The sequence below is a fragment of the Pacificimonas flava genome, assembly GCF_000342165.1.
Taxonomy (GTDB): Bacteria; Pseudomonadota; Alphaproteobacteria; order Sphingomonadales; family Sphingomonadaceae; genus Pacificimonas; species Pacificimonas flava.
Genome location: NZ_AMRV01000001.1, coordinates 556539 through 581194 on the forward strand (window position 1 = coordinate 556539; position 24656 = coordinate 581194).

Sequence of the window (24656 nt, forward strand, 5' to 3'; positions counted from 1 at the left end):
CGACAGGATCGGCTTGGTCGGCGCGGCGTGATTCAACCGGACGCCGAGGTCTTCGGCCGCACCTACAGGGCGGGGCGGCCGCAACTGGTCTGGAAGCGGGCCGTGGCGGACACCGACACGCCGGTTTCCGCCATGATCAAACTCGGCCGCGAGAAATCCGGCGCTTTCCTTCTGGAATCGGTAGAGGGTGGCGAAGTACGCGGACGCTACACCATGCTCGGCTTCGACCCCGATCTGGCGTTTCGCGCGTCTGGCCGCGCCAGCGAGATCAATCGCAATTTCCGCAGCGACAAGCGAGCGTTCGAACCGGTTGAGGGATTGCCGCTGGACGTGCTTCGCGAACTGGTTGCCGCGTGCCGAATGGAGGTTCCCGCGGAATTGCCTCCGGTGTTCAGCACCCTCGTCGGATATCTCGGCTATGAAAGCGCGGGGCTGGTGGAGCCGGTCGGCGCGGCCGAAGGGGAGGGTCTCGGGCTCCCGGATTTCTACCTCGTCAGACCGGCCTTGATCCTCGTCTTCGACCGGCTCAGCGACAGTCTGTTTCTGGCAGCCCCGGTTTATCCCAATGGAGACGATGCCGCCCTCGCCTACCGCGCGGCGCAGGATCGGATTGAAGAAGCCGAGGCCCGTCTGGCTGGCCCTCTCCTGGACGAACCCTTCCGCGGAACGCTTCCCGATGGTTCGCTGCGTCCGGCCGTCGCCCCGCAGGACTATGCCGACATGGTCGCACGGGCGAAGGACTATATTCTGGCGGGTGATATCTTTCAGGTGGTGCTGGCGCAGCGATTCAGCATGGATTTCCCGCTGCCGCCGCTCGCCCTCTACCGGGCCTTACGCCGGATCAATCCCTCGCCGTTTCTCTACATGCTCGATCTGCCGGATTTCGCGCTTATCGGTTCCAGCCCGGAAATCCTCGTGCGGGTGCGCGGCGATGCGGTCACCATCCGCCCGATCGCCGGTACGCGCCCGCGCGGCGCCGATGCCGATGAGGATGCGCGCAACCGGGACGGTTTGCTCGCGGATCCGAAGGAGCGATCGGAGCATCTGATGCTGCTCGATCTCGGCCGGAACGATGTGGGACGCGTGGCGGCACCCGGCAGCGTCGAGGTCACGGACAGGGAGTGTGTGGAATTCTATAGTCACGTCATGCACATCGTCTCCAATGTTCGCGGGCGACTTGCGGCGGGCCATGACGCCATTGATGCCCTGATGGCGGGCTTTCCGGCCGGCACCGTTTCGGGCGCGCCAAAGGTTCGGGCCATGCAGATCATTTCCGAACTGGAGCCCGAACGGCGCGGCGCCTATGCCGGCGGGGTCGGCTACTTCTCGCCTGCGGGCGACATGGATAGCTGCATCGTGCTCCGTACAGCCGTCGTGAAGGATGGCCAGATGCACGTACAGGCGGGTGCTGGTATCGTCGCGGACAGTGAAGCGGCTTACGAGCAGCGCGAATGCGAAGCCAAGGCGGGCGCACTGGTCGCAGCCGCGCGGGAGGCTCTGCGACGCGCCGGCGAAGCGGATTTCGGTCAATGATCCTCGTCATCGATAACTACGACAGCTTCACCTACAATCTGGTGCATTATCTGCAGCAATTGCAGGCCGAGACCGAAGTTGTCCGCAACGACGCGCTTTCGGCGGAAGACGCGATCGGCCGGCGACCCCAGGCCATTCTGATCTCCCCCGGTCCCTGCTCTCCCAACGAGGCAGGCATCACGCTGGATATTCTCCCGCTGGCGCTGGAAGCGCGTATTCCGGTTCTCGGTGTTTGCCTGGGCCATCAGGCAATTATCCAGCATTTCGGCGGACGCGTCGTCAGGGCACCGACGGTGATGCACGGCAAGACGTCGCCCGTAACGCACGATGGGACCGGCGTGTTCTCCGCCCTCCCCTCCCCGTTTACCGCAACACGCTATCATTCCCTGATCGGCGTCGGGGTGACATCGCCGCTGGTCGAGAACGCCTGGAGCGCCGACGGTGTCGTGCAGGGCGTGCGCCATCAGGACGGATTGCTCCACGGCGTGCAGTTCCATCCGGAAAGTATTGCCACGGAGCACGGCCATGCGCTTCTCGAGAATTTCCTGAACCTTGCCAGGAAATGAGGCTACCCGATCCCTCTGAACCCCTTGGCGACCCCGAGGCGGTCTTCGCGCGGATCCTGTCTGGGCGCGTGGAGGATTCCGAAATCGCGCAGTTCCTTTCCGGTCTCGCCGATCGCGGAGAAACGGTAGCGGAAATCGTCGGCGCCGCCTCCGCTCTCCGCGCGCAAATGATTGCGGTCGACGCGCCCGCAGACGCGATCGATGTCTGCGGCACGGGCGGTGACGGACAGCACACACGCAACATTTCCACCGCAGTGGCGATCGTGGCCGCCGCAGCGGGCGCCACCGTGGCGAAGCACGGAAACCGCGCCGCCTCCTCGCGTTCTGGTGCGGCGGACGTGCTGTCCTGTCTCGACCTCGACCTCGACATGCCGCCGGCACGGGTCGAGGCGTCGATCCGCGAAATCGGCATCGGATTTCTCTTCGCCGCGCGGCATCACCCGGTCATGGCGCGCGTGGCCCCGGTGCGCCGCGCGCTGAAGCGGCGGACGATTTTCAACGTCCTTGGGCCTCTCTCCAATCCCGCCGGCGTGAAGCGGCAGCTCGTCGGAGTCTTCGCTCCCGATTGGGTGCCGCCACTCGCGGCCGCGCTTCATGACCTTGGTACGCAGCGGGCGATGGTCGTCCACGGGCTGGACGGTCTCGACGAGTTGACGGTGACGAAGGAAACCGTCGCCTGCGAAGTGGGCGGTCCTCATGAAGGCGAATACCGCATCGCGCCGGAAAAGGCTGGGCTGAAACGACATGAACTGGCCGCTATCCAAGGCGGCACGCCAGAGGAAAATGCCGCAGCGCTTGTACGCCTTCTGGACGGAGAAGCTGGCGGCTACCGGGATATTGTGGTTCTGAATACGGCCGCCGCTCTGATGATAGCCGGGCGGGCTGCGGATCTGCGCGAAGGTGCGGCTCTAGCCGAGAAGACGATCGACAGCGGAGATGCGAGCCGCAAATTGACCGAATGGAGGAAATTTCGTTGAGCGACACCCTGTCCGAAATCGTCGCCTACAAGCGCTCACAGCTGGAAACGAAGAAGCGCAAGATGCCGCTGCCCATATTGGAGGCGAAGGCTGCCGGCCAGCAGGCGCCGCGCGGGTTTCGGGCGGCGTTGATGGCTGTTCATGGCCGCCACGCCCTGATTGGAGAGATCAAGAAAGCGTCTCCCTCCAAGGGCCTGATCCGCCAGGATTTCGACGTTCCGAAGATTGCCCGAGCCTATGTCAATGGCGGAGCGGCCTGCCTGTCGGTGCTGACCGAGGACAAATGGTTTCAAGGTGCCGACGAGAATCTGCAGATCGCGCGCCAATCCATGCATCTTCCTATTCTGCGTAAGGATTTTCTGGTAGACGCCTATCAGATAACGGAATCTCGCGCGCTTGGTGCGGACGCCGTGCTTTTGATCATGGCAGCCCTGAACAGCTACGAAGCGCGCGATCTGGAGATGATGGCCCGCGATCACGGCATGGACGTTCTGGTGGAAGTGCATGACGAAGCGGAGCTTGAGGAGGCGCTGAAACTGAAGACGCCGCTGATCGGTATTAACAACCGTGACCTGAAGACGCTGGAGGTGAAGCTGGAGACGACGGAACGCCTGGCGAGGCAGGTTCCTGGCGATCGCATGGTCGTCGCCGAGAGCGGACTCTCGTCGCGCAGCGATCTGGACCGTTTGAAGGCAGCCGGTGCCAGCGCGTTCCTGATCGGAGAGACCATCATGCGCCAGGAGGATGTCGGCGCGGCAACCAAGGCCCTGATCGGATAGCCGCCGCCATGGCCCTTACTCATCTCGATGATAGCGGCAAGGCGCGCATGGTCGACATTTCGGCCAAATCCGCGACGAAGCGGCAGGCTGTCTGCGAAGGCTTCATTCGCATGAGTGCGGGCGCGCGCACTGCCATTGCCGCTGGCGAGGTGCCGAAGGGCGACGTGTTGGCCGCCGCCCGGATCGCGGGGATCATGGCCGCGAAGAAAACATCCGAACTGATCCCGCTCTGTCATCCGCTGCCGCTGACGAGCGTGACCGTGGACTTTTCGATGACGGACGACGGTGTCCGCGTCGAAGCCTCTGCCGCAACGACATTCGGAACGGGCGTCGAGATGGAGGCGATGACCGCCGTCACGACCGCGCTGCTGACGATCTACGACATGGCCAAGGCCGTCGACAAGGCGATGCGGATCGACGGCTTGCGACTGCTTTCAAAGACGGGAGGCAAGTCCGGCCCCTGGCGCGCGCCTGACGAATGTTAAGCTACGAGGACGCCCTCTCGCGCATTCTCGGCGCGGCCCAGCCGCTTCCGGCGGAGCGAACATCTCTTGCCAACGCCGGCGGGCGAACGCTTGCGGAGCCGATCTTGGCGGCCTTCGATCAGCCCCCCTTCCGCGCGTCCGCCATGGACGGATACGCCGTTCGCTGGTCCGATCTCCCCGGCCCGTGGCGGCAGATCGGGGAAAGCGCGGCCGGCAAACCTTTTCGAGGCACTCTCAAAGCGGGCGAGACCGTGCGTATCTTTACCGGCGCGCCGGTGCCTGAGGCGGCGGATACGGTCATCATTCAGGAGGACATGGAAACGGGCGCGGGCGGTGCCGTCGAACTTCATGGGGACGGGCCGCCCGCAATCGGCGCTCATATTCGTCCGCGCGGGAACGATTTCAACGCGGGCGCTACCCTTCTCGAAGTGGGTACGCGCCTGACGCCGCCCGCGCTTGCTCTGGCCGCAGCCGCTGGGGCTGCCCACCTGGCGACGCATAGACCGCCCCGCATAGCCATCATCGCGACTGGCGACGAACTCGTCCCGCCCGGCACGCCTGCGGGACCGGGACAAATCGTCGGTTCCAGCGGCGTCATGATCGCCGAGCAGCTTCGCCGCGCCGGAGCGACGGTCGACGATTTCGGCATCGTTCCCGACGACAGGACCGCCATTGCAACCGCGATTTCCAAAGCTGCGGGCCACGATTTGGTGATCACGATCGGCGGTGCCTCCGTCGGGGACCATGACCTCGTAAAGGACGCTCTGGCGGCGGCAGGCGCCGAGATCGATTTCTGGCGGATTGCAATCCGCCCCGGCAAACCCCTCATTCATGGACGGCTTGGAAGCGCCCATTTTATCGGCTTGCCCGGCAACCCGGTGTCCGCATTCATATGCACGCGCCTGTTCGCGGTTCCCTTGGTTCTTCGGCTGAGCGGCGCCGAACCCCGCGATCACCTTCGAACAGCGCGGCTGACGGTCCCGCTGCCGCCAAACGGAGGGCGCCGGGATCACATGCGCGCGGTTCAAAGCGACGACCGGATCGCGCCCTTATCGATGCAGGACAGTTCGCAGCTGCGCGCGCTGACCCAGGCGAACGCGCTCATCGTGCGGGAACCGCACGCGCACGCGGCCGAAGCTGGAGACACGGTCCACTTCATTCCGCTTGACAGTGCCTGATATGCCCCCTACTCGTTCCCTATTCGTTCTTACTTGCGCAGGGACCGGTTATGTTGACGGCCAAGCAGAAGCAGCTTCTTCTTTTTATCGATGAGCGGCTGAAGGCCGGCGGCGTATCTCCCTCATTCGAGGAAATGAAGGACGCCCTGGAACTGAAGTCGAAGAGCGGGGTCCACCGATTGGTCAGCGCGCTGGAAGAACGAGGGTTCGTTCGCCGCCTGCCCAATCGGGCGCGTGCACTCGAAGTTCTGAAGACTCCGGAACCCGAAATAACCCGTCTTGTGCCGAAGACCCCGCCCCGCCCCGCCGCCAATGACAGCGAACCGGATATCGTGGATATTCCGCTGCATGGCCGGATCGCGGCAGGTCAGCCGATTGAGGCGATGGAGACCACCGAGACGCTCACGTTGCCGACCTCGCTTCTGGGACGCGGCGATCATTACGCCCTGGAGGTTTCCGGCGATTCGATGATCGAAGCGGGTATTTTCGATGGCGATTACGCACTCATCGCTCGCTGCGATACTGCAGAGTCCGGTGACATCGTTGTGGCGCTGGTGGACGGACAGGACGCAACCCTGAAATATCTGCGCAAGCATGGCGACATGATCCGCCTCGATCCCGCCAATAAGAATTACGAACCGCAGAATTATGCCGCCCGCCGGGTGCGGATTCAGGGACGTCTCGTCGGCCTACTGCGCCGCTACTGACGAAACTCTACAGCTTAGTGGCACGGCGAACCGTCTTCGTCGTCTTTCCGGCAGTTTGAAAAATTTAGCGCGGGCGATGCTCGGTTCCCGCGCCCCCCGTTATGAAGAGGGCCGTGACGGTATCGTCAATATCCGCCGTGTGCCAGGTGCCCGGTGGATTTATGGCATATTCCCCCGCCTGCAGGGCAATACACGCGGTTTCGCCGTTTTCATGCTGCTGATGCAGGGTCATCCGACCCGACAGGCAGACGATCAGTTCATCACCGGCCGGATGCATCTCCCAACTGTCCCACGGTTCTGAAAAGCGGAACATGCTGACCAACCGGGCGTCGTGCCACTCCTCTCGATATCTTGCTTCATAGGCGTCGTACCACGCCATGCCGCCGAGAAAGGCAGGCTGCACCTCGGCGCGTCCTGCCCGCCCCAGATGGACCGGATATTCCTCAAGCCTCTTAGCCATATTGTCCTCCTCGATTGGGCCAGAGCTTATCACAAGAGAAGGAATCGCGCGCGGGCGCGCCTGCTTACAAGGCCCACGGATGCTCGCCATCCGCTCCTGCTCGCGAGCGCAGACGGGCATGATCCAGATCGACAGCAACAGCGCCGGTCGTGGACAGCGTTCTGGCATCGAGCGTCAACCAGCGACCGCGGCACCAATTGGGCAGATACCTGTCGCTGACGACGATGTCACTCGCGCTGCAGAGGGGGCGCATCACATCCATCTCAATGAGATTTCGGCTGCGAGTGGCAAGAATCCTCCACACCCGTCCTTCAGCCCGAAGCGCCACCGTACAGGCATCGGCCGTGCAATCGGCGCCCGGCATGGTATCGAGCGGGTCGGCCATCCTCGCACCTGCCGCGCTCGACCACATCTCGGTGATATAATCTCCAGCGCGGGGGCGCAGCATGTAGATGCGGTCATCAGTCACAATGGCGAGATGGCTTCCGTCCGGAGCCACGAAAATATCCGGGCGGGGCGCGGTTAGAATAAGCGCGGCAGCTATGAGTGGTCCGACAAGGCCGAACCAGCGCCAGCCGGTTTGCCACAGGCATAGCCACAATCCGCCCAGAACGATCAGGGCGAACGCGGCATCCGGCATACCAGGCATCAATGCCACGGCCCCCGGAAGTGCAGCCGTTCGCTCGGCGATAACGATAAGAGCTTCGATGGAAAGACCCAGTCCCGCAAGGGCCGGCCCAGCCAAACCGAGCGGCGCACAGAGCAAAGCCAGGATCAGGAGCGGAATGATGACGAAGCTGGTCAGTGGAATCGCAAGCAGGTTCGCGGCGGCACCGTAGAATCCCATCTGATTGAAATGGTAAAGGGCGATGCCGCCGAGGGTCAGCTCGGCGACGATGCCGGTCAGAAAGAGTGCCGCAACCCCTCTTCCCGCGCGGCCGAGCGGCCCGCCCTGCCGTCTCGCCTCACTCCAGCGTCGCCCGGGGCGGGATTGGTAAAGGGCGACGATCCCCGTCACAGCCGCGAAGCTGAGCTGAAAACTGGGACTGAGCAGAAAGTCGGGACGCCAGAGCAGGATCAGCGTCGCCCCCACGGCCACGAGCCGAAGGGAGAGGGCCTCCCGCCCGACGGCCAGTCCGAACAAAACGATGAGGACCGCGATGCAGGCACGCACCGTTGGGACGCTTGCCCCCGCGACCAAGGTATAAGCGACGCCGGCCGCCGCACCCGCCAAGGAAGCGGCCAGACGCGCGTCATAGTGCAGCGCAAACCACGGCCACAGCGTCAGCAGGCGGCGTACGATCCAGAATATGCCGCCCACCACCACGGCGATATGAAGGCCGGAGATCGCAATCAGGTGCGCAAGGCCGCTGTCGCGCATCGATTCCGTCACTTCGGGCGCGATACCGCCGCGGTCGCCGGTCACGAGTGCCGCAGCAACACCGCCCGCGCGGCCGCTCACACTCTGCTGTAAATAGCGGGTGATCGCAGTACGAAGAGCGTCGAGCCGAGCCCGAAACCCGCGCGGTGCCTGTGCGGGGCGCAATATCTCGGGCGCGCCAAGCGCATATCCGGTGGCGCCTATGCCCTCGAACCACGCCCGGCGCGCAAAGTGATACCCGCCGGGAACGGACGGACCCGGCGGCGGGGAGACTGTGGCCCTGATGGCAATAAGAGCACCCGGACCGGCGCCCGGCGGAAGCTCGCCGCGCAGGCTGATGCGCACCCGCATGTCCGCCGGAAGCTGGCTTCGCGGGGCCAGCAGCACGCGCGTCCGTCCGCGTGCCTGCAGATCCTCGACGGTGACGATTTCGGCGCGAAGCGGGATACCGAATCGCTCTTCCTTCAGAACGGGGGTGGCGGCACCCTGAGCATGGACCCAGGCCAGAAGCACGCCCGCCGCCACCAACAGGCCGCCGACGGTCAGACATCGACCCGTGCGGCCGCCAATCGCAACCCCGCCCATCGCAGCGGCCAGGCCCGTCAGCATGGCAGCGATCCAACTGGTCAGGTCGGGCAGCGAAAACCACATCGCGATGCCGATGCCGAGGAAAACCGGAATAAACAGCGGAAGCTGATGCCGTTCTCGCTCCAGCCGCTCCTCCAGCGCGTCGGCACCAGCGGCAAGGGCGTCGGCGCACGCCCGGAACAGGGAGATGGGTTGGACGCCCCGCGCCCTGCTGCTACTGAGACCCGAAATTTCCCTGTTCCCCCTCGTGCGGCGCCGTTCTCCCCGCGCGAATTCTTGCTGAGGAATCATCATGGTTGCAAGCGCCGCCAGCCCCGCCGTCGTCACGCGTTTTGCGCCCTCGCCCACTGGCTTCCTGCATATCGGCGGCGCGCGCACGGCCCTGTTCAATTATCTTTTCGCCAAGGCGAACGGCGGCGCATTCACGCTGCGCATCGAGGACACGGACCAAAAGCGCTCCACCGAGGAGGCGATCGACGCCATTCTATCCGGTATGCGCTGGCTCGGCCTCGATTGGGACGGGGACGAGGTTTATCAGTCCGCCCGCGCCCAGCGGCATGCCGAGGTTGCGCAGGCCCTTCTGGAAAGCGGCGCCGCATATCGCTGCTATGCAAGTGCAGAGGAACTGGCGGAGATGCGGGAGCAGGCTCGCGCCGAAAAGCGGCCCATCCGCTACGATGGCCGTTGGCGCGACCGCGACCCTTCGGAAGCTCCCGCAGGTGCGCCCTTCACAGTGCGGATCAAGGCGCCCCGGTCGGGCGAGACGACCATCGACGATGCCGTTCAGGGCCGAGTGACGGTGCCGAACCAGGAACTCGACGATTTCATCCTGCTGCGTTCCGACGGCACCCCGACATACATGCTGGCGGTCGTCGTCGACGATCACGATATGGGGGTTACGCATGTCATTCGCGGCGACGATCATTTGAACAACGCGTTTCGGCAGAAGGTCATCATCGAGGCGATGGACTGGGCGCTGCCGACATGGGCGCACATTCCGCTCATCCACGGTCAGGACGGCGCGAAACTATCGAAGCGGCACGGTGCCCTTGGCGTCGAGGCCTACCGGGACATGGGTTTCCTGCCAGAGGCGCTGGAGAATTATCTGCTGCGGCTCGGCTGGGGTCATGGCGATGAGGATATTCTGGACCGGACGCGCGCAACGGATCTGTTCAGCCTCAAAGGAATCGGCCGCAATCCCGCCCGTTTCGACATGAAGAAGCTGGAGAACCTGAACGGCCACTATATTCGCGCCGCGGACGACAGCCGGCTCGCCGGGGTCGCGGTGCCGATGGTGGAGACCGAGCTGGGGCGCAGCCTGACGGCCGGGGAGCGGGAATTGCTGCTGCGCACAATCCCGGAATTGAAGCCAAGAGCCAAGACGATCAACGAGTTGGCCGACGGCGCGATGTTCCTGTTTCGCACACGCCCGCTCGCCATGGACGAAAAGGCCTCGGCACTGCTAGAGAAGGATGGCGGCGACCTGATCGGCAAGGCTCATGCGGTCTTGACGGAGGCGTCGGAGTGGGAGGCCACGGCGCTCGGCGCCCGGCTAAAGGAGCTTGCCGAACGCGAGGGCGTTGGGCTCGGAAAGGTGGCGCAGCCTCTGCGGGCCGCGCTCACGGGACGCACAGTATCGCCGGGCGTGTTCGAAATGCTCGAACTGCTCGGCCGCGAGGAAAGCCTCGCAAGGATCAACGACAGGCTGCCCGCCTGAACGGAGCGGCCAGAGCGAGAGGAAAATCGAATGACCGACAATGCGGCGAAACTTTCGGTAGGCGGCGAGAATCTGGAATATCCGGTATTGGAGGGTTCGGTCGGTCCCGAGGTCGTCGATATCCGCAAGTTCTATGCGGACTCCGGTCGCTTCACCTATGATCCGGGCTTCACGTCCACCGCCTCCTGCGAATCCAAGCTGACCTTTATCGATGGCGAGAAAGGCATTCTCCTCCACCGCGGCTACAATATCGAGCAACTCTCCGAAGACTCGAATTTCATGGAAGTCGCCTATCTGATGCTTCGCGGCGAACTGCCGACACCGGACGAGTTCGACGATTTCACGCGCACGATCACACTTCATACGATGGTGCACGAGCAGCTTAAAACGCTGTACAACGGCTTCCGCCGCGATGCGCATCCCATGGCGATCATGTGCGGCGTCGTCGGCGCGCTCAGCGCCTTTTATCACGACTCGACCGACATCAACGATCCCGAGCAGCGAAAGATCGCCTCCCACCGGCTGATTGCGAAGATGCCCACGATCGCCGCGATGGCCTATAAATATGCGATCGGACAGCCGTTCCTCTATCCGGACAATTCCCTCAGCTACACCGGCAACTTCCTGCGCATGACCTTCGGCGTGCCGGCGGAAGAATATGAGGTGAACCCCGTCGTCGAGCGTGCGCTGGACCGGATTTTCATCCTGCACGCCGATCATGAGCAGAACGCATCGACCTCGACCGTACGCCTGGCGGGATCCTCGGGGGCCAATCCGTTCGCCTGTATCGCAGCGGGCATCGCGTGCCTGTGGGGGCCGGCGCATGGCGGCGCGAACGAAGCCGCGCTGAACATGCTGAAGGAAATCGGCCATCCCAGCCGCATTCCGGAATACATCAAGCGCGCCAAGGACAAGGACGACCCGTTCCGCCTGATGGGCTTCGGGCACCGCGTCTACAAGAACTACGATCCGCGCGCGACCGTCATGCGCAAGACCGTGCGTGAGGTTCTCGACTCGCTGGGCGTCGACGACCCGGTCTTCGATGTGGCGCTGCAGCTTGAGGAAATGGCGCTGAACGATGACTATTTCATCGAGAAGAAGCTGTTCCCGAATGTCGATTTCTATTCCGGCATCATTCTCAGCGCCATCGGCTTCCCGACCAGCATGTTTACCGCGCTGTTCGCCCTCGCCCGCACGGTGGGCTGGGTCAGCCAGTGGAACGAGATGATCGAGGATCCGGCCCAGCGCATCGGCCGCCCGCGCCAACTCTACACCGGACCGACAGAGCGCCAGTACGTCCCGCTGGACAAGCGCTAATGTGAGCGTGCCGCTCCGCCGATATGCGGCGGGGCGGCAACGCGCTGCGAGGCATCGAAAGGATCCGGATTGGGGCGCGCTCCAAGTGGAACGCCTCTCTCTAGATGTCAAACGTCCCGCAGCCACTCACCGCGAACAGGGCTGCAGCGCTTTGAGCGGGCATATGACCGGCTCAGACAACGCCAAGAAGTTTCGCTGGGAGTTGCGCGACGGGTCCCGCCGCTTTCATTCGGAACGAGCCCGAAAGCCCTGCCGCCATGCCATCCATGGAGAGTGTGCCAGGCGCACCTGCCCCCGGGCAGCGAGGTTAAAGTCGTTGGCGCACCCCAAGGATTACGCGGAAATCGCTCCCTCAAAGCCTTGCCGCTCCACTCAGCGCGCGAACCCGCCACCTATGAAAAGGGCAGCGCGCCCGATGGGTACGCTGCCCTAAATTCCCAGAGCCTGCGGCGGGCGTTTCGGCTCAGTAAACCCGCTTCTTCGGCTTGATGTAGTCGATCGCGTCGGACAGCGTATAGCTGTGCACGGGACGGGTATCGAGTTCGACCTGCCCGTCACGGAACCAGCCGAGCGAATGCACCATCCAGTCGTCGTCGTTCCGATCTGGATAATCCTCATGCATATGGGCGCCGCGGCTCTCGGTGCGGTTCGAGGCCATTGCCATGGTCATCACCGCCTGCCCGATCATATTGTCGAGTTCCAGCGTCTCGATCAGGTCGGTGTTCCAGATCAGGCCGCGATCCGTTACGTTGAGATCCGCCATGCGTTGATAGACGGCGTCGATCTTCTGCTTGCCCTCGTCGAGAATTTCGCTGGTCCGGAATACGGCGCAATTGTTCTGCATCGTCTTCTGCATCGCGGTGCGAACCTCTGCCGTCGGCGAGCCGCCGCTGGCGTTCCGGAACCGGTCCAGCCGGGTCAGCGCCTTCTCGTCCGCGCTCTTGTCGATATCGCCATGCTTCGTGCCGGGCTTCGTGATCTCCTGGATCCGGTGCGCCGCACCGCGCCCGAACACGACAAGATCGATCAGGCTGTTCGACCCGAGCCGGTTGGCACCGTGCACGCTGACGCAGCCTGCCTCTCCCACGGCGAAGAGGCCGGGAACGATCGCGTCCGGATCTCCATCGCGCTTGGTCACGACCTCGCCATGATAGTTCGTCGGAATGCCGCCCATGTTGTAGTGGACGGTGGGGGTCACCGGGATCGGCGCCTTCGTCACGTCGACGCCGGCGAAGATCTTCGCCGTTTCGGAAATACCGGGCAGCCGCTCGTGCAGGATGTCCGGTTCGATATGATCGAGGTGAAGGAAGATATGATCCCCCTCCTTGCCGACGCCGCGCCCTTCGCGCATTTCCATCGCCATCGAGCGCGAGACCACATCGCGGCTCGCAAGATCCTTTGCGCTCGGGGCGTAGCGCTCCATGAAACGCTCGCCCTCGGAATTCGTCAGATACCCGCCCTCGCCGCGCGCACCCTCGGTGATCAGGACACCTGCACCATAGATACCCGTGGGGTGGAACTGCACGAATTCCATATCCTGCATCGGCAGGCCGGCACGCAGCACCATGCCGCCGCCATCGCCCGTGCAGGTGTGCGCCGACGTGGCGGAGAAATATGCGCGGCCATAGCCGCCGGTCGCCAGTACGGTGTTGTGCGCGCGAAAGCGGTGAATCTTGCCCGTTTCCATCTCCATGGCGATGACACCGCGGCACGCACCATCTTCATCCATGATCAGGTCGAGGGCAAAGAATTCGATGAAGAAGTCGGCGTCGAACCGCAGCGACTGCTGATAAAGCGCATGCAGCATCGCGTGACCCGTCCGGTCGGCGGCGGCGCAGGTGCGCTGTGCAGCCGGCCCCTCACCCATGTTCTGGGTCATGCCGCCAAAGGCGCGCTGGTAGATCTTGCCCTCGGGCGTGCGGCTGAACGGCACGCCGAAATGTTCCAGCTCGTAGACCGCGGCCGGCGCCTCGCGGCACAGATATTCGATGGCATCCTGATCGCCCAGCCAGTCCGATCCCTTCACGGTATCGAACATGTGCCAAGTCCAATGGTCCGGTCCCATATTGCCGAGGGAGGCGGCGATCCCGCCCTGCGCGGCAACCGTGTGCGAACGCGTTGGAAACACCTTCGTAATGCAGGCCGTCTTCAGCCCGGTTTCCGCGATCCCCATGGTTGCGCGCAGGCCGGAACCGCCCGCGCCGACAACCACGGCATCATAGGTATGATCGATGATCTCGTAAGCGTCGCTCATGAATATGCTTTCAGGCCCCGAAGGCGATGGTGAGAATTGAGAAGACCGAAAGAGCCGCGCAGATGATCGCGAAAGCGGTCGACAGGAGGAGGAGTGTGACGCGCGTGCCGCCGGCTGCATAATCCTCGATCATGACCTGCATGCCAAGGCGCAGGTGCCAGAAGACGTTGAGCGTCAAGAGCACCATCGGCACCGCGACGAAGGGCTGACGCAGCCACTCGATCATGGTGAAATGATCAAGCACCGGCAGTGTCAGGATCGACGCCAGGAACCATGTGAACAGCAACAGATTTCCGACAGCCGTCAGTCGCTGCATCCACCAGTGATGCGCGCCTTCCTTGGCGGAACCCAGCCCGCGGACCTGACCCAGCGGCGTTCCTCGCTTGACGAACATAGCGTGCGCTCCCCTTAACGCAGGAGGACGAACAGCCAGAAGGCCGCCGTCGCAGGAATGGAAAAGATCCACGTCAGCGTCGCCGACAGCTTGGACCGTTCTATGCTCAATCCAGCCCCGGTATCCATGCCGAGGTGACGGACGCCGGAGGCCGCATGCTGGAAGATCGCCCAGGTCAGCCCGATCCCGACGATCACACCGATGGGCCCGCGCGCGACCGCCAGAAACGTCATATAGGCATCGGGACCGCTCGCAGCTGCCACCAGCCACCAGGTGAAAAGCGCTCCCCCGACGATCGCCATCCCGTTACCGGTAATGCGGTGCGTGATCGAGGTGATCGCATGCACGCGCCAGCGCCAGATGCTGAGATGCGGAGAGAGCGGACGGACCTGCGGACGCGTCGCCATAGACTACCCTTTGGTTACTTGATGTATCTGGGCGTCTAATTACGCCTCAGCGCGCCGCCTGCAACCATCAATCCGTCGTTGGTCCCGTCGGCACGGGAGTCCTCCAGCCCACATGGGCCGCAGCGCCTTGTCCGGTCCCGCCTCGATCAAATCTAGCGCGGCAGTGCCCGCAGGCGGGCAAGCGTCGAGAATTTGGGATTGTCGACGGCGAGGCGCGCCGCAACGAAGTCGCTCATCTGCGCAAGCATGCCGGGATCCACCGCGACGACCTCGCCGCGGCGGATCGCAGCGCAATAGGCGCGGCACGCCTCCGCCGCGATCTCGCCGGTCTCGCGCGCATAAAAGGCCGTCTCGTCCGGCAACGGATCCTGACGCGCCTCCCGCGCGATGATCGCCAGGGCGTTGCAGGCCACGCGCGCATGAAATGCCTGCCGCCCGTCGAGCCCGCCGGAAACCTCTTCGATGAAGCCGGCGACGGCCTCCGCCAAGTCGGCGATACCGATCCCGCCGTTCATCATAGGCGTCCTTCCCGCAACATGTAGACGATGTCCGCCTCGGCCTCCGACACCCTTCGGCCGATCGCGGCACGCTCGACGGAGACGGTCTCTCCGCTGCGATAGCCTGCCGCCATCTGCATGCACATGATGCCCCAGCGCAGCGACCCCAGCATCTCGAACGCCGCCGCTGCGTCCGGATCCACAGGCTCTCCGCCCGCGCGCTCATAGGCGCGGTAGAACGCCTCCCGCTCCCCGAAACCACCGACCGGCTTTCGCCAATTCCCGAAGCGCCAGGTGTTCGTGCACAGCCATCCGATATCGAGCAACGGATCACCGAAATGCGCCAGTTCCCAATCCAGAACCGAACGGAGTCCCTCCCCGCCGATGATAAAATTGCCGGAACGGAAATCGCCATGCACCAAAGCGGGCCGTGAACAGGTGGAAAGGCGCCTCTTCAGATGGGCAAAGGCCAACTCGAAGACGGGCACTGCGCCCCGGAGCGCGTCATACGAGTCCATGAGGGCCTGCAACTGAGCCGGGCCGTCCAGGGTCTGAAGCCCGAGACCCGCAAATTCCTGCGTATCGATGCTGTGCAAGCGTGCAAGAGCGGTCGCGGTCTGGTCGGTCATTGCCGCCCGCGCGCCAGCATATTCCTGCTGCCGTAAATAGCGGGGCGCAAGCGTCTCGCCTTCGACGAACGCCATGACGAAGCCGTCGCCGAGGCCGTCCTGTGGGGTCAGCACCAGAAGGATATCGGGAACCGGCACCCCGCCCCGTCCGGCCCGTGTCTGAACGGCGGCCTGCACAGCCCTGCTCATGGAACGCGCGCCCTCTTCCGCAAAGGACTGCTGCAACACCATCGGATAGTCTTCACCGCCGCGTGTCGCCTTCAGCGCGTAGCTCATTGATGCCGCTCCCCCGGATAGCGGCGTCATCGCGTGCACACCGATATCGGCCCCACACGACGCCGACAACAACGCAGACAATCGGGCGCGGACAGTCTCGGAATCGGGTTCGCTCATAGTTGAGTGTTTTTTAACGCGGCGAGTGCAAGCTGGCACCCGTCAGGAAAGGCAGTCTTGGGGAAGGTCGTAACAGCAAATGAAAATTGGCACCGCGCATGAGCGCCCGCTCGACTTTGACGGACTGTCCGTAGAAAAACGCCTGAAGGCCTTTGCCATCGACGAGGACACGGTCGCGGCGATTGATATCTTCGCGCCGATCCTGCAGCGACACTCCCGGCGTCTGGCCGAAACCTACTGGTCCGTCTTTGCAGACATCGACGGTATCGAGATCACGCAGGCGCAGTGGGACCGGCAGATCGACTTCGCGACCAACTATTCGATGCGCCGCTTCACACCGCCCATCGATCGGGAATGGATGATCTCCGTGCTGGAAGCTGGCGCGCGGGTGCATCGCGGCGGCCGCTCCCCCTTTGCCGCCATCGGCGCACTGAATCAGTCGCACGCCGAGGCCATCGAGATATTAAGAGAAGAGATCACCGACGCTCGGCAGACGCAGCATCTGTTCGTCCATCTGCGCCGCATCTTCGCGCTGGAGGTCGAACTGTTCATGACGTCGATCCAGCGCCGGATTGCGGAACTCGCAACCGCGCAATTGCAATCGCAGGGACGACGCTTTCAGGACGATATCGCAGCGGCGGTCGAGCTCGCCTCGGCCAAAAGCCGGGCCGCGCGGGAACAGTCTGCGAATGCCGAAACTGTTACGCAGAATCTGCTCGCCCGCGCCGCCGAGGTCGCGACCGCCGCCGAACAGTCGGCGATGGCCATGCGCGAGGCTGCGGAAACGTCGACCGGACTCATTCGCGCCATCGAGGAAACACGTTCGGCTGTAGACAACGCCTCCGACGTGGTCGATCGCGCGACGGCACAAGCGAACGATGCAGTCGACCTCGCTTCGATCCTGGCGGAGCATACCCGTGCCGTCGAATCGATTGTCAGCCTGATCCGCAACATTGCGGGGCAGACGAACCTTCTTGCGCTGAATGCGACCATCGAGGCCGCAAGAGCCGGAGAAAGCGGCCGGGGGTTCGCCGTGGTCGCCTCCGAAGTCAAAAGCCTTGCCGGCCAGACCGCGCGTGCAACAGACGACATCGCCCGCAAGATCGCGGACATTCAGAACTCTTCGGCAAAGGCGGTGGCGGCGAACCGCTCCATCCTGGAAACCGTGGACGGCGTTCGCGGCTCCGCTGAACGCATCCGTGAGGCGATGGACCGTCAATCCGCGACGGTCACCATGATCACGGGCTCCGTCGACGAAACGGCGATCAGCGCCGACAGCATGTCGGAGGCGATCGCAAGCATCCGCCTGACGACCGAAACCATGGCAAAGGACCTCAGCGGCGCCGCGACCTCATCCAGCGAAGTCGACGAACGCATCGCCGGACTGCAGCAAAGTGCCGCCACGTTCCTCCGTTCCTTTGCAGCCTGAAACGGCGTCAAGGGTTTGGCAGGAGCTCGTAACCGCTTCGGCTAAAGCAACTTGTCGAGTGTGATCGGCAGATCGCGTACCCGTTTTCCCGTCGCGTTGAAGACCGCGTTCGCGACGGCAGCGGCGACGCCGGTAATGCCGATTTCCCCGATGCCCCGCGCTCCCATAGGGGCCCGGGGATCGGGTATATCCGTCCAAAGCACGTCGATTTCGGGAAGGTCGAGGTGGACCGGCACGTGATAGTCCGTCAGCGACGCGCTCATGATACGGCCATTACGGGGATCGAGCAAAGTCTCCTCCGTCAATGCCATGCCGAGGCCCATGATCATGCCGCCGCGAAACTGACTTGCCGCCGTCTTGGGGTTGAGAATTCGGCCGCAATCGAAGGCGCCGACAAGCCGCGTCACGCGAACTTCACCGGTCGCCTCGCTTACCCGAAGCTCGCAGAAAATCGCAGAGGTACTATGCATGGCGAATTTGAGCATCTCGAGCGGCGCGCTGCTTTCGCCCTCGACGCTGATTTGCCTGCGCCCCGCCCGGCGAAGGATCGAGGCGAAGCTTTCCTGACGAGACGGATCGCCAACGCAGCGCAAGCCGCCTTCAGCGAATTCCAGATCATTCGCGCGAAGACCCGCGAGCGGCGTATCGTTACCCGCCAGGCGAACGAGTTCGCCCGCCAGCTTGCTGCTTGCCGCGGTAATGGCCGCGCCCAAAGAGGCAGTCTGCGAAGACCCGCCCGCCATCGTGGCAAAGGGCAGACTCGTGTCGCCTATGCGAACGTCGACCCGCTCCAGCGGCAGGCCCAGCCGATCCGCCGCGTGCTGGCGCTGGACCGTTGCCGTGCCCATGCCCATTTCGTGGGCCGCACTCGCGACCGTCGCCCGCCCTTCGTCGTCCACCGTGATCCTTACCGACATGCCGGGCATGCGGGCATAGGGAAAGGTGCCGGTGGCGCAGCCCAGCCCGAGGCGCCATTCGCCTTCGCGGCGTGTGGAGCGTCGTTCCCAGCGATTCCAGCCGAATTGGTCGGCACCCATCTGCCATGCCTTGGCCGGGTCGCTCTGCGAATGCGGCGCGCCGCTGACCGGATCGCGATCGGGTAGGTTTCGCAGGCGCAGCGCTACCGGATCCATGCCGATATCATGGGCAAGCTCGTCGATGGCGCTCTCGATTGCGAACGTCCCCACCGCCTCACCCGGACCGCGCATAAACGTGTTGGCCACGACATCCAGGTCGAGATGATGCTGCACGATATCAAAGCTTTCGCAGGCGTATAGCGAGCGTCCCGTCAGACCGTATTGCTCGTCGCAGACGCTGTGCAGGGGTTTTACCGAGTAGCCGTGATGCAGCAGCGCTGTCAGCTTGCCCCTCGCATCGGCCGCCAATGCAACGCGCTGCTCTGTCTCTGCCCGGCCGCCGATCAGCCGATACATGCTCGACCGGCGCAGAACGATCCGCACAGGCCGCTTCGCCAGCTTCGCAGCTGCGGCGGCGAGGATCTGATGATCCCACAGCGCCTTGCCGCCAAATCCGCCGCCGACGAACGGCGAACTGACGTGAACCTGATCGTCCTTCAGGCCGAAGACCTTCGCCAGCGATCCGGCCGTCCCGTTCAACATCTGCGTTGCGTCATGGACGATGAGCCGGCCGTCCTTCCACAGGACCGTCGCGGCATGGGGTTCGATCGGATTGTGGTTGTACCAGGGTGTCCGATAGACGGCATCCGTGCGGTGCGCCGCCGCTGTGAGCGCGGCCTCCGCATTCCCCTTCAGAAGGCGGTTCTTCTCGATCAGGATCGAGTCCGGCGTGCGCGCATCCGCCTTCGCCTCCTCGAACCGGGTCCGCGCCCGCTCGGTTTCGTAGCGCACCTGCACGAGCGTAGCGGCATGATCCGCCTCCTCCTGCGATTCCGCCAGGATCAGCGCGACGGTCTGACCGTTCCAGCGAATTTCGGGGTCCTGCATGATCGGCAGGATATTGTTGCCCGCCGCCTTCATGCTGGTCATCCCGATCGGCGGCGGCACGGCAAGTTTCGGGGCGTTGCGATGCGTCATCACCAGCGCCACGCCCGGCGCGGCCTCCGCAGCGCCTGTGTCAAGTTCGGCAATGCGGCCCCTCGCAATCGTCGCGTGAACCAGCGCCGTATAAAGAAGGCCGTCCATGGGCACTTCTGCGGCAAAGCGGGCTCCGCCTCGCACCTTGTCCGGTCCGTCGATCCGCGGCTGCTGCGTGCCAAGGCTGACCCGGCGCTGGATGAGCGGATCAGGCGTACCACCCGGCAGCCATCCGGCAGGCACTTGTCCCAGGACGCGGCGCACGCCGCCTACGATCGCATTCTGCAACTTGCTCATGCGGCATCGCCCGCAAGTTCGCCGAGAACGGCGGCTATAGTGCTGCGCGCCAGGGGGATTTTGAACGCGTTGCCGCCGAGCGCCCGCGCGTCCGCCAGTTCCGCATCTGCCGCGTTGCGGAATGCTTCCTGGCTGGGCGCACGTCCCGCCAAGGCCGCCTCTGCCTTGGCAGCGCGCCAGGGCCTCGGCGCCACACCGCCCAGCGCGAGGCGAATATCCGCAATCACCCCGTTTTCGACGCGCATCGCGGCCGCGACCGATACCAGCGCAAAGGCATAGCTCGAACGGTCACGCACCTTTCGGTAGGTCGAGTTCACGGCGGCGCGACAAGACGGAATCTGGATGCCGGTCACCAGCTCGCCTGTTCGCAGCTCCGTTTCGAAATGCGGCGTGTTCCCCGGCAATCGGTAAAATTCAGAGAGCGGAAGCCTGCGCTTTTCATTGCCGTCATCCAAGTGAACGACGGTATCGAGAGCCATCAGCGCGACGCACATGTCCGAAGGGTGTGTGGCCGCGCACTGTTCGGACGCGCCGAGAATGGCGTGGTAGCGGGTAAACCCACCGATCGCATCGCAGCCGGCCCCCGAAACCCGCTTGTTACAGCGTGCGCCTGGCACGTCATAGAAGTAGGCGCAGCGGGTGCGCTGGAGCAGGTTCCCGCCGACCGTCGCCATGTTGCGGATCTGTGCGGAGGCGCCGGACAAAAGGGCGCGAGAAAGCATTGGATAGCGCGCGCCAATGCGCGGATCGGCTGCGAGTGCGGTATTGCGAACGGCCGCTCCCACCCACAAGCCGCCATCCTCCGTCTCATCGATACTGGCCGGCAGCCTGGACACGTCGACCAGCGCGTCCGCCTGTTCGACATTCTGGCGAAGCAGATCGACGAGGTTCGTGCCGCCGCCGAGAAATCGTTCGGAGCTGTCCGGCGCGGCCGCCAGCGCCTCCGTCGTGCTTGTTGCCACGCGATAGGAAAAAGGCGTCATTCCCCGGCTCCTGCATCCGCGAATTGCAAGATGGCGGCGACGATGCCGTTATGCGCTCCGCAGCGGCACAGATTGCCGCTCATGCGTTCCCGAATTTCCTCATGCGAAAATCGCGCCTGTCCGCCGGCAAGGTCCGCGGTCACATGGCTTGGATCGCCCCGCCGGAACTCTTCGAGCATACCGAGCGCGGAGCAAATCTGTCCTGGGGTGCAGTAGCCGCATTGAAAACCGTCATGATCGATGAAAGCCTGCTGCAACGGATGAAGCTCACCCTCCGCTGCCGCCACTCCCTCGATCGTCCGCACCTCCCGACCGGCGGCCTGAACCGCAAGGGTCAGGCATGAGAGGACCCGTTCGCCGTCGAGAAGAACCGTGCATGCCCCACAAGCGCCCTGATTACAGCCGAGCTTGCTGCCGGTGAGGCCGCTTCTCTCTCGCAGCATATCGAGCAGCGACACTCGCACATCGTCGGGAACCGGGTAATCGGTTCCATTGACCGTAATCCTCATCGCCGTCTCTCCCGACAGGCCGGCACAGAGACATAGCGCCGGCGGTCACAGCGATATTAATACGAATTTCGTATTGTTCAAGATTCGGAATCTGCGATCTTCTCCGTCAATCGGATCATTTCCGCTCGCTCCGAAGGTTCCAGCAACCGCAACATGGCGAGGCAGGCGTTGCGATATCCCGCCTTTTGCTCCTCCGCGACATACCTTCCCTTCTCGGTGATGGTGAGGGCAACGGCACGCCGATTGCCTTCGGGCCGCCGACGTTCGATCATCGCCTTGCGCACCAGCCTGTCGACGGCCGAGGACATGGTGGTGGTCGCGACGTTCAGATACCGTGCGACATCCCCCAGCCCACACCCGGCATTCGCCTGAACGAACAGCAGCGTTTGCGCATCCAGCGCATTCAAGGCGTTGTCCGCTGCTGCCGCCGCCTCGGCGACCTTGAAACGGCGGGCGAAGCGTTCGAACGCGCTGGTTAGCTCTTCAATCTGCTGCTGTGTTGGTTCGTCCATGCGGCCGAACAAAGCACGTCTGCGGTCAAAGCTCCAGCATCCGCCCCATCCGCCGTCACCAGCGAATGAGCGGCGGTACGGCGAACCGGCCGATAACGGCAAGCAGCAGAAGGGGAGCAAGGTGCCAGACGCCGAGGTGAGCAATGCTGTCGAACGGGCACGCCAATCCGTAAGCAAAGCTGCCGACCGCGCCCGCGGCAGCGCCGGTCCACTGTCCTGCGGATCGCAGCGACACCGGTGCGCCGCGCCGCAACCAGAACACCAGGGCCGCGAAGGTCAACGATCCAGCGCAGGCGGACACCAGGAAACAGTCGATGCCGTGTGGGTCGCTGCCGACCCGGCCCAGCATGGCCGTCGGCCCGTAAACCGCAAGAAGGCTTGCCGGAAGAACGAACAACATCCCGGCGGCCCAGGCCACACCGATATTCCCGCCCCCGACGCGCGGATTGGCCATCCGCACCACGGTCAGCGTTGCCGCTATGCCGAACAGGCCGATCATACCATTGGTGATGAAAAAGAATGCCGACATCGACCCTGCGAACAGGTCGCTGCGAAAGCCCATGAACATTGCCACGAGCACCATCGTTGCAGCCGCCGCCGATGCGACGATTGCCATGCCGCGCGCGGGTTGCACCGGACGCACGGGAACCAGATTTTCGGCAAGGTCATCGATCAGAGAGTTCGCCTCTCGCTTCATCTATTCAGCCTTCTCTACGAGCGCGGACAATTTTCTGAGGCCACGGTGGATATTCACTTTCACGAGACTTTGACTTTGTCCCGTTCGGCGTGAGGCCTCGGCAACGGACAGGCCGGAAATTCTGACGAGTTCGATGGCCTCCGCCTGTTTTTCCGGCAGATGAACGAACAGACGTTCCAGACTCATGCGCGCAAGAATGACGTCCTCCGAGCTATCGCCAGGCGCGTCATGGTCTCCCAGCTCCTCCTATCCGGCGCGGTAGGTTTTGCGCAAGAGATCGACCCAGCGGTAGCGGGCGATTGCCGCGAGCCAGGGGAGGAACGGCCTGCCGGTATCCCAGCTGGCACGCTTCGCATGCACGGCCAAAAGCACATCCTGCACCAGATCGTCGACCTGGGAGGGGGCGATGCGGCCGCGAAAATAGCGCTCCAGCCAATGCTGCACTTCGACCAGAAGGGTGCGGTAGGCCGCCTTGTCGCCCTTTCGGGCCGCGAGCATCAGTCGCGCCAGCGTCGCTTCGTCCGCGATCATGCCCGTTTCCCCACACGCTTCCGCCATTGCTCCAGCACGTCAATTTCCGCCGCGCCGGCGCAGTACGGCGTCGACGGAAATGACGCCCGATCCTCGACTGATCAGGATCGCGGCGAGCGCAACCCACAGGATGTGCGTGGACCACCAAGCCTCCGGATAGACGAACACCTGTATGACGAGCGTCATGCAAAGTAACGCGAAGGCCGACAGACGTGTCGCCAGGCCAATGACCAGGAGCAGCGGAAACGCATGCTCCGCATAAGTCGCGAGACGCGCCGCCAGGTCCGGCGGCACCGGAACGCCAGCATATTCATATTCGAAGAGGAAATATGTGCTGTCGCTTATCGAAAGAGCGCTGCCCTCGACGACTTTGGTACGGCCGGATCTCCAGAATATGCCCGCCAGTGCAATGCGCACGAGAAGAAGAGCCAATCCCTCGGGCAAAGGCGATGCCAGCACCTCTTTGAGCCGGTCGCTGGCATCGATCGCCTTTTTCCTGAGAACGGGAACCATTCGTGTCATGACGAGGATCGCCTACCGCTTGATCGGCGTCAGCGAACCCTTGCCCTTCGGTGTCGATATTTCCTCGCAGCTTCCCTTCTTCACGAGCGTCCAGGCATTGCCCTGATAGTCCGTGGTCGACGTGCCAGCGCAGCTGGTCCCTGGCCCGGCCGAACAGTCATTCTCACCGGCCTTGGCGACGCCGTAGCATTTCTCCATTTCCGGACGCTTCTGGGCGGATGCCGGGTCTGCGACCACCCCGGCCGTCATGGCGGCAAAGGCAAGGCCAGCAGCGCCGGCGATCAGGGACGTATTCATATCGAAATCTCCTCATGAAAGGCTTTTGACCGGCCCGCCATTTCCGACGGAACCATTCCGCAATTCGTCGCCAGTCATGAGAAGGTTACACCGCTGAATTCCTTTCGCTGCCTGTAACCGATCGCGCATCGGCAACGAACAGCAGGGCCGTGTGCACCTTCGCATGCGATTGCCAAAGGATTTGATGAGATGACGAGCATTCGTACCAGAAAGAGCGTTACAACCGCAGCCGCGGCTGCCAGTTTCGCGTTAAGCGCTCTTGCCGCTTCCGCCGCCGAACCCCCCGCCGGCAGTCGCGGCGCCGCGCTTGCGGCAGCCGATACTGTCCACTGCTATGGCATCAACAGTTGCAAGGGCACGGCAGATTGCGCGACCGCAAATCATGAATGCCGCGGCCAGAACGAATGTGCGGGCCACGGATTCAAGGCCCTCGCGGCCGGCGAATGCCTCGATAGCGAGGGCACGATCGGCGATCTCGGCTAAGCGCGTTCCGGGCTTGGTCAAAAGCTCGGCCGCGCATTCGCGGTCCGGCAGGGCGTCCCCATTTCCCTTCCCCGCCGGAC

25 protein-coding genes and 1 pseudogene are annotated in these 24656 nt (G+C 63.7%); 11 read left to right on the plus strand and 15 right to left on the minus strand.

Annotated features, from left to right (window positions below; all coding sequences use genetic code 11):
• Nucleotides 1-27 precede the first annotated feature (27 nt).
• From C725_RS02565 to lexA, 7 genes are read left to right on the plus strand one after another with little or no spacing between them, the layout of a single operon-like run.
• Nucleotides 28-1533, plus strand: a complete 1506-nt coding sequence (locus C725_RS02565; protein WP_008599968.1) for an anthranilate synthase component I — start codon at nucleotides 28-30, stop codon at nucleotides 1531-1533.
• A complete protein-coding gene (locus tag C725_RS02570; protein WP_008599969.1) occupies nucleotides 1530-2099 on the plus strand; it encodes an anthranilate synthase component II in 570 nt (189 codons plus the stop codon). Before C725_RS02565 ends, C725_RS02570 begins: the two co-directional genes overlap by 4 nt.
• Entirely contained in the window at nucleotides 2096-3076 is a 981-nt protein-coding gene (gene trpD, locus C725_RS02575; protein ID WP_008599970.1) for an anthranilate phosphoribosyltransferase, read from the plus strand. The genes C725_RS02570 and trpD overlap by 4 nt, the downstream gene beginning before the upstream one ends.
• A complete protein-coding gene (gene trpC / locus C725_RS02580; protein ID WP_008599971.1) occupies nucleotides 3073-3855 on the plus strand; it encodes an indole-3-glycerol phosphate synthase TrpC in 783 nt (260 codons plus the stop codon). The genes trpD and trpC overlap by 4 nt, the downstream gene beginning before the upstream one ends.
• 8 nt (nucleotides 3856-3863) lie before the next feature.
• Entirely contained in the window at nucleotides 3864-4340 is a 477-nt protein-coding gene (moaC, locus tag C725_RS02585; RefSeq protein ID WP_008599972.1) for a cyclic pyranopterin monophosphate synthase MoaC, read from the plus strand.
• Nucleotides 4334-5518: a molybdopterin molybdotransferase MoeA gene (locus C725_RS02590; protein ID WP_008599973.1), complete on the plus strand. Its 1185-nt coding sequence runs from the start codon at nucleotides 4334-4336 to the stop codon at nucleotides 5516-5518. Before moaC ends, C725_RS02590 begins: the two co-directional genes overlap by 7 nt.
• Nucleotides 5519-5568: 50 nt before the next feature.
• On the plus strand, nucleotides 5569-6225 hold the full coding sequence (gene lexA, locus C725_RS02595; protein WP_008599974.1) for a transcriptional repressor LexA: 657 nt from the start codon (nucleotides 5569-5571) through the stop codon (nucleotides 6223-6225).
• Between the two features lie 64 nt (nucleotides 6226-6289).
• Here the strand turns inward: lexA and C725_RS02600 are convergent, their stop codons facing one another.
• Both C725_RS02600 and C725_RS02605 read right to left on the minus strand, forming a co-directional pair.
• Entirely contained in the window at nucleotides 6290-6685 is a 396-nt protein-coding gene (locus C725_RS02600; protein WP_008599975.1) for a cupin domain-containing protein, read from the minus strand.
• Nucleotides 6686-6749: 64 nt separating this feature from the next.
• Nucleotides 6750-8981 carry a ComEC/Rec2 family competence protein gene (locus C725_RS02605; RefSeq protein ID WP_078056103.1) on the minus strand — a complete coding sequence of 744 codons (2232 nt, stop codon included), beginning with the start codon at nucleotides 8979-8981 and terminating at the stop codon, nucleotides 6750-6752.
• Between C725_RS02605 and gltX the strand changes: the two genes are divergently transcribed.
• Both gltX and gltA read left to right on the plus strand, forming a co-directional pair.
• A complete protein-coding gene (gene gltX, locus C725_RS02610) occupies nucleotides 8944-10371 on the plus strand; it encodes a glutamate--tRNA ligase (protein WP_420804913.1) in 1428 nt (475 codons plus the stop codon). The two genes, C725_RS02605 and gltX, sit on opposite strands and share 38 nt — an antisense overlap.
• A gap of 30 nt (nucleotides 10372-10401) precedes the next feature.
• Nucleotides 10402-11688 carry a citrate synthase gene (gene gltA / locus C725_RS02615; protein WP_008599978.1) on the plus strand — a complete coding sequence of 429 codons (1287 nt, stop codon included), beginning with the start codon at nucleotides 10402-10404 and terminating at the stop codon, nucleotides 11686-11688.
• A 463-nt stretch (nucleotides 11689-12151) separates the two neighbouring features.
• Here the strand turns inward: gltA and sdhA are convergent, their stop codons facing one another.
• The 5 genes from sdhA to C725_RS02640 form a co-directional block, all read right to left on the minus strand.
• The gene (gene sdhA, locus C725_RS02620) at nucleotides 12152-13942 is read right to left on the minus strand and encodes a succinate dehydrogenase flavoprotein subunit (RefSeq protein WP_008599979.1); all 1791 of its coding nucleotides are present in this window, start codon (nucleotides 13940-13942) and stop codon (nucleotides 12152-12154) included.
• Nucleotides 13943-13952: 10 nt separating this feature from the next.
• Nucleotides 13953-14336 (minus strand): succinate dehydrogenase, hydrophobic membrane anchor protein, encoded by a 384-nt coding sequence (gene sdhD / locus C725_RS02625; protein ID WP_008599980.1) that lies wholly within the window; start codon nucleotides 14334-14336, stop codon nucleotides 13953-13955.
• 14 nt (nucleotides 14337-14350) lie between these two features.
• Nucleotides 14351-14743 (minus strand): succinate dehydrogenase, cytochrome b556 subunit, encoded by a 393-nt coding sequence (sdhC, locus tag C725_RS02630; protein WP_008599981.1) that lies wholly within the window; start codon nucleotides 14741-14743, stop codon nucleotides 14351-14353.
• 152 nt (nucleotides 14744-14895) lie between these two features.
• On the minus strand, nucleotides 14896-15261 hold the full coding sequence (locus tag C725_RS02635; RefSeq protein ID WP_008599982.1) for a DUF6285 domain-containing protein: 366 nt from the start codon (nucleotides 15259-15261) through the stop codon (nucleotides 14896-14898).
• Nucleotides 15258-16262: a phosphotransferase gene (locus C725_RS02640; RefSeq protein WP_078056104.1), complete on the minus strand. Its 1005-nt coding sequence runs from the start codon at nucleotides 16260-16262 to the stop codon at nucleotides 15258-15260. The genes C725_RS02635 and C725_RS02640 overlap by 4 nt, the downstream gene beginning before the upstream one ends.
• A 79-nt stretch (nucleotides 16263-16341) precedes the next feature.
• On the opposite strand from C725_RS02640, the gene C725_RS15155 reads away from it, so the two are divergent.
• Nucleotides 16342-17691, plus strand: coding sequence for a methyl-accepting chemotaxis protein (locus C725_RS15155; RefSeq protein WP_008599984.1), 1350 nt, complete (start codon nucleotides 16342-16344; stop codon nucleotides 17689-17691).
• A gap of 41 nt (nucleotides 17692-17732) precedes the next feature.
• Here the strand turns inward: C725_RS15155 and C725_RS02650 are convergent, their stop codons facing one another.
• From C725_RS02650 to C725_RS02685, 8 genes and pseudogenes are all read right to left on the minus strand, one after another.
• The gene (locus tag C725_RS02650; protein ID WP_008599985.1) at nucleotides 17733-20042 is read right to left on the minus strand and encodes a xanthine dehydrogenase family protein molybdopterin-binding subunit; all 2310 of its coding nucleotides are present in this window, start codon (nucleotides 20040-20042) and stop codon (nucleotides 17733-17735) included.
• Nucleotides 20039-21025, minus strand: a complete 987-nt coding sequence (locus tag C725_RS02655; RefSeq protein WP_008599986.1) for an FAD binding domain-containing protein — start codon at nucleotides 21023-21025, stop codon at nucleotides 20039-20041. The genes C725_RS02650 and C725_RS02655 overlap by 4 nt, the downstream gene beginning before the upstream one ends.
• The gene (locus C725_RS02660; RefSeq protein ID WP_008599987.1) at nucleotides 21022-21534 is read right to left on the minus strand and encodes a (2Fe-2S)-binding protein; all 513 of its coding nucleotides are present in this window, start codon (nucleotides 21532-21534) and stop codon (nucleotides 21022-21024) included. The genes C725_RS02655 and C725_RS02660 overlap by 4 nt, the downstream gene beginning before the upstream one ends.
• 77 nt (nucleotides 21535-21611) lie before the next feature.
• A complete protein-coding gene (locus C725_RS02665) occupies nucleotides 21612-22058 on the minus strand; it encodes a MarR family winged helix-turn-helix transcriptional regulator (RefSeq protein ID WP_008599988.1) in 447 nt (148 codons plus the stop codon).
• A gap of 43 nt (nucleotides 22059-22101) precedes the next feature.
• Nucleotides 22102-22743 carry a DUF1109 domain-containing protein gene (locus C725_RS02670; protein ID WP_008599989.1) on the minus strand — a complete coding sequence of 214 codons (642 nt, stop codon included), beginning with the start codon at nucleotides 22741-22743 and terminating at the stop codon, nucleotides 22102-22104.
• Nucleotides 22744-23274, minus strand: a pseudogene (locus tag C725_RS16920) (sigma-70 family RNA polymerase sigma factor).
• Nucleotides 23275-23313: 39 nt separating this feature from the next.
• A complete protein-coding gene (locus tag C725_RS02680) occupies nucleotides 23314-23796 on the minus strand; it encodes a DoxX family protein (protein ID WP_008599992.1) in 483 nt (160 codons plus the stop codon).
• A 12-nt stretch (nucleotides 23797-23808) separates the two neighbouring features.
• On the minus strand, nucleotides 23809-24093 hold the full coding sequence (locus tag C725_RS02685; protein WP_008599993.1) for a BufA1 family periplasmic bufferin-type metallophore: 285 nt from the start codon (nucleotides 24091-24093) through the stop codon (nucleotides 23809-23811).
• Between the two features lie 189 nt (nucleotides 24094-24282).
• Here C725_RS02685 and bufA2 point away from each other — a divergent pair, with 189 nt between their 5' ends.
• Nucleotides 24283-24576, plus strand: coding sequence for a BufA2 family periplasmic bufferin-type metallophore (gene bufA2 / locus C725_RS02690; protein WP_008599994.1), 294 nt, complete (start codon nucleotides 24283-24285; stop codon nucleotides 24574-24576).
• Nucleotides 24577-24656 lie beyond the last annotated feature (80 nt).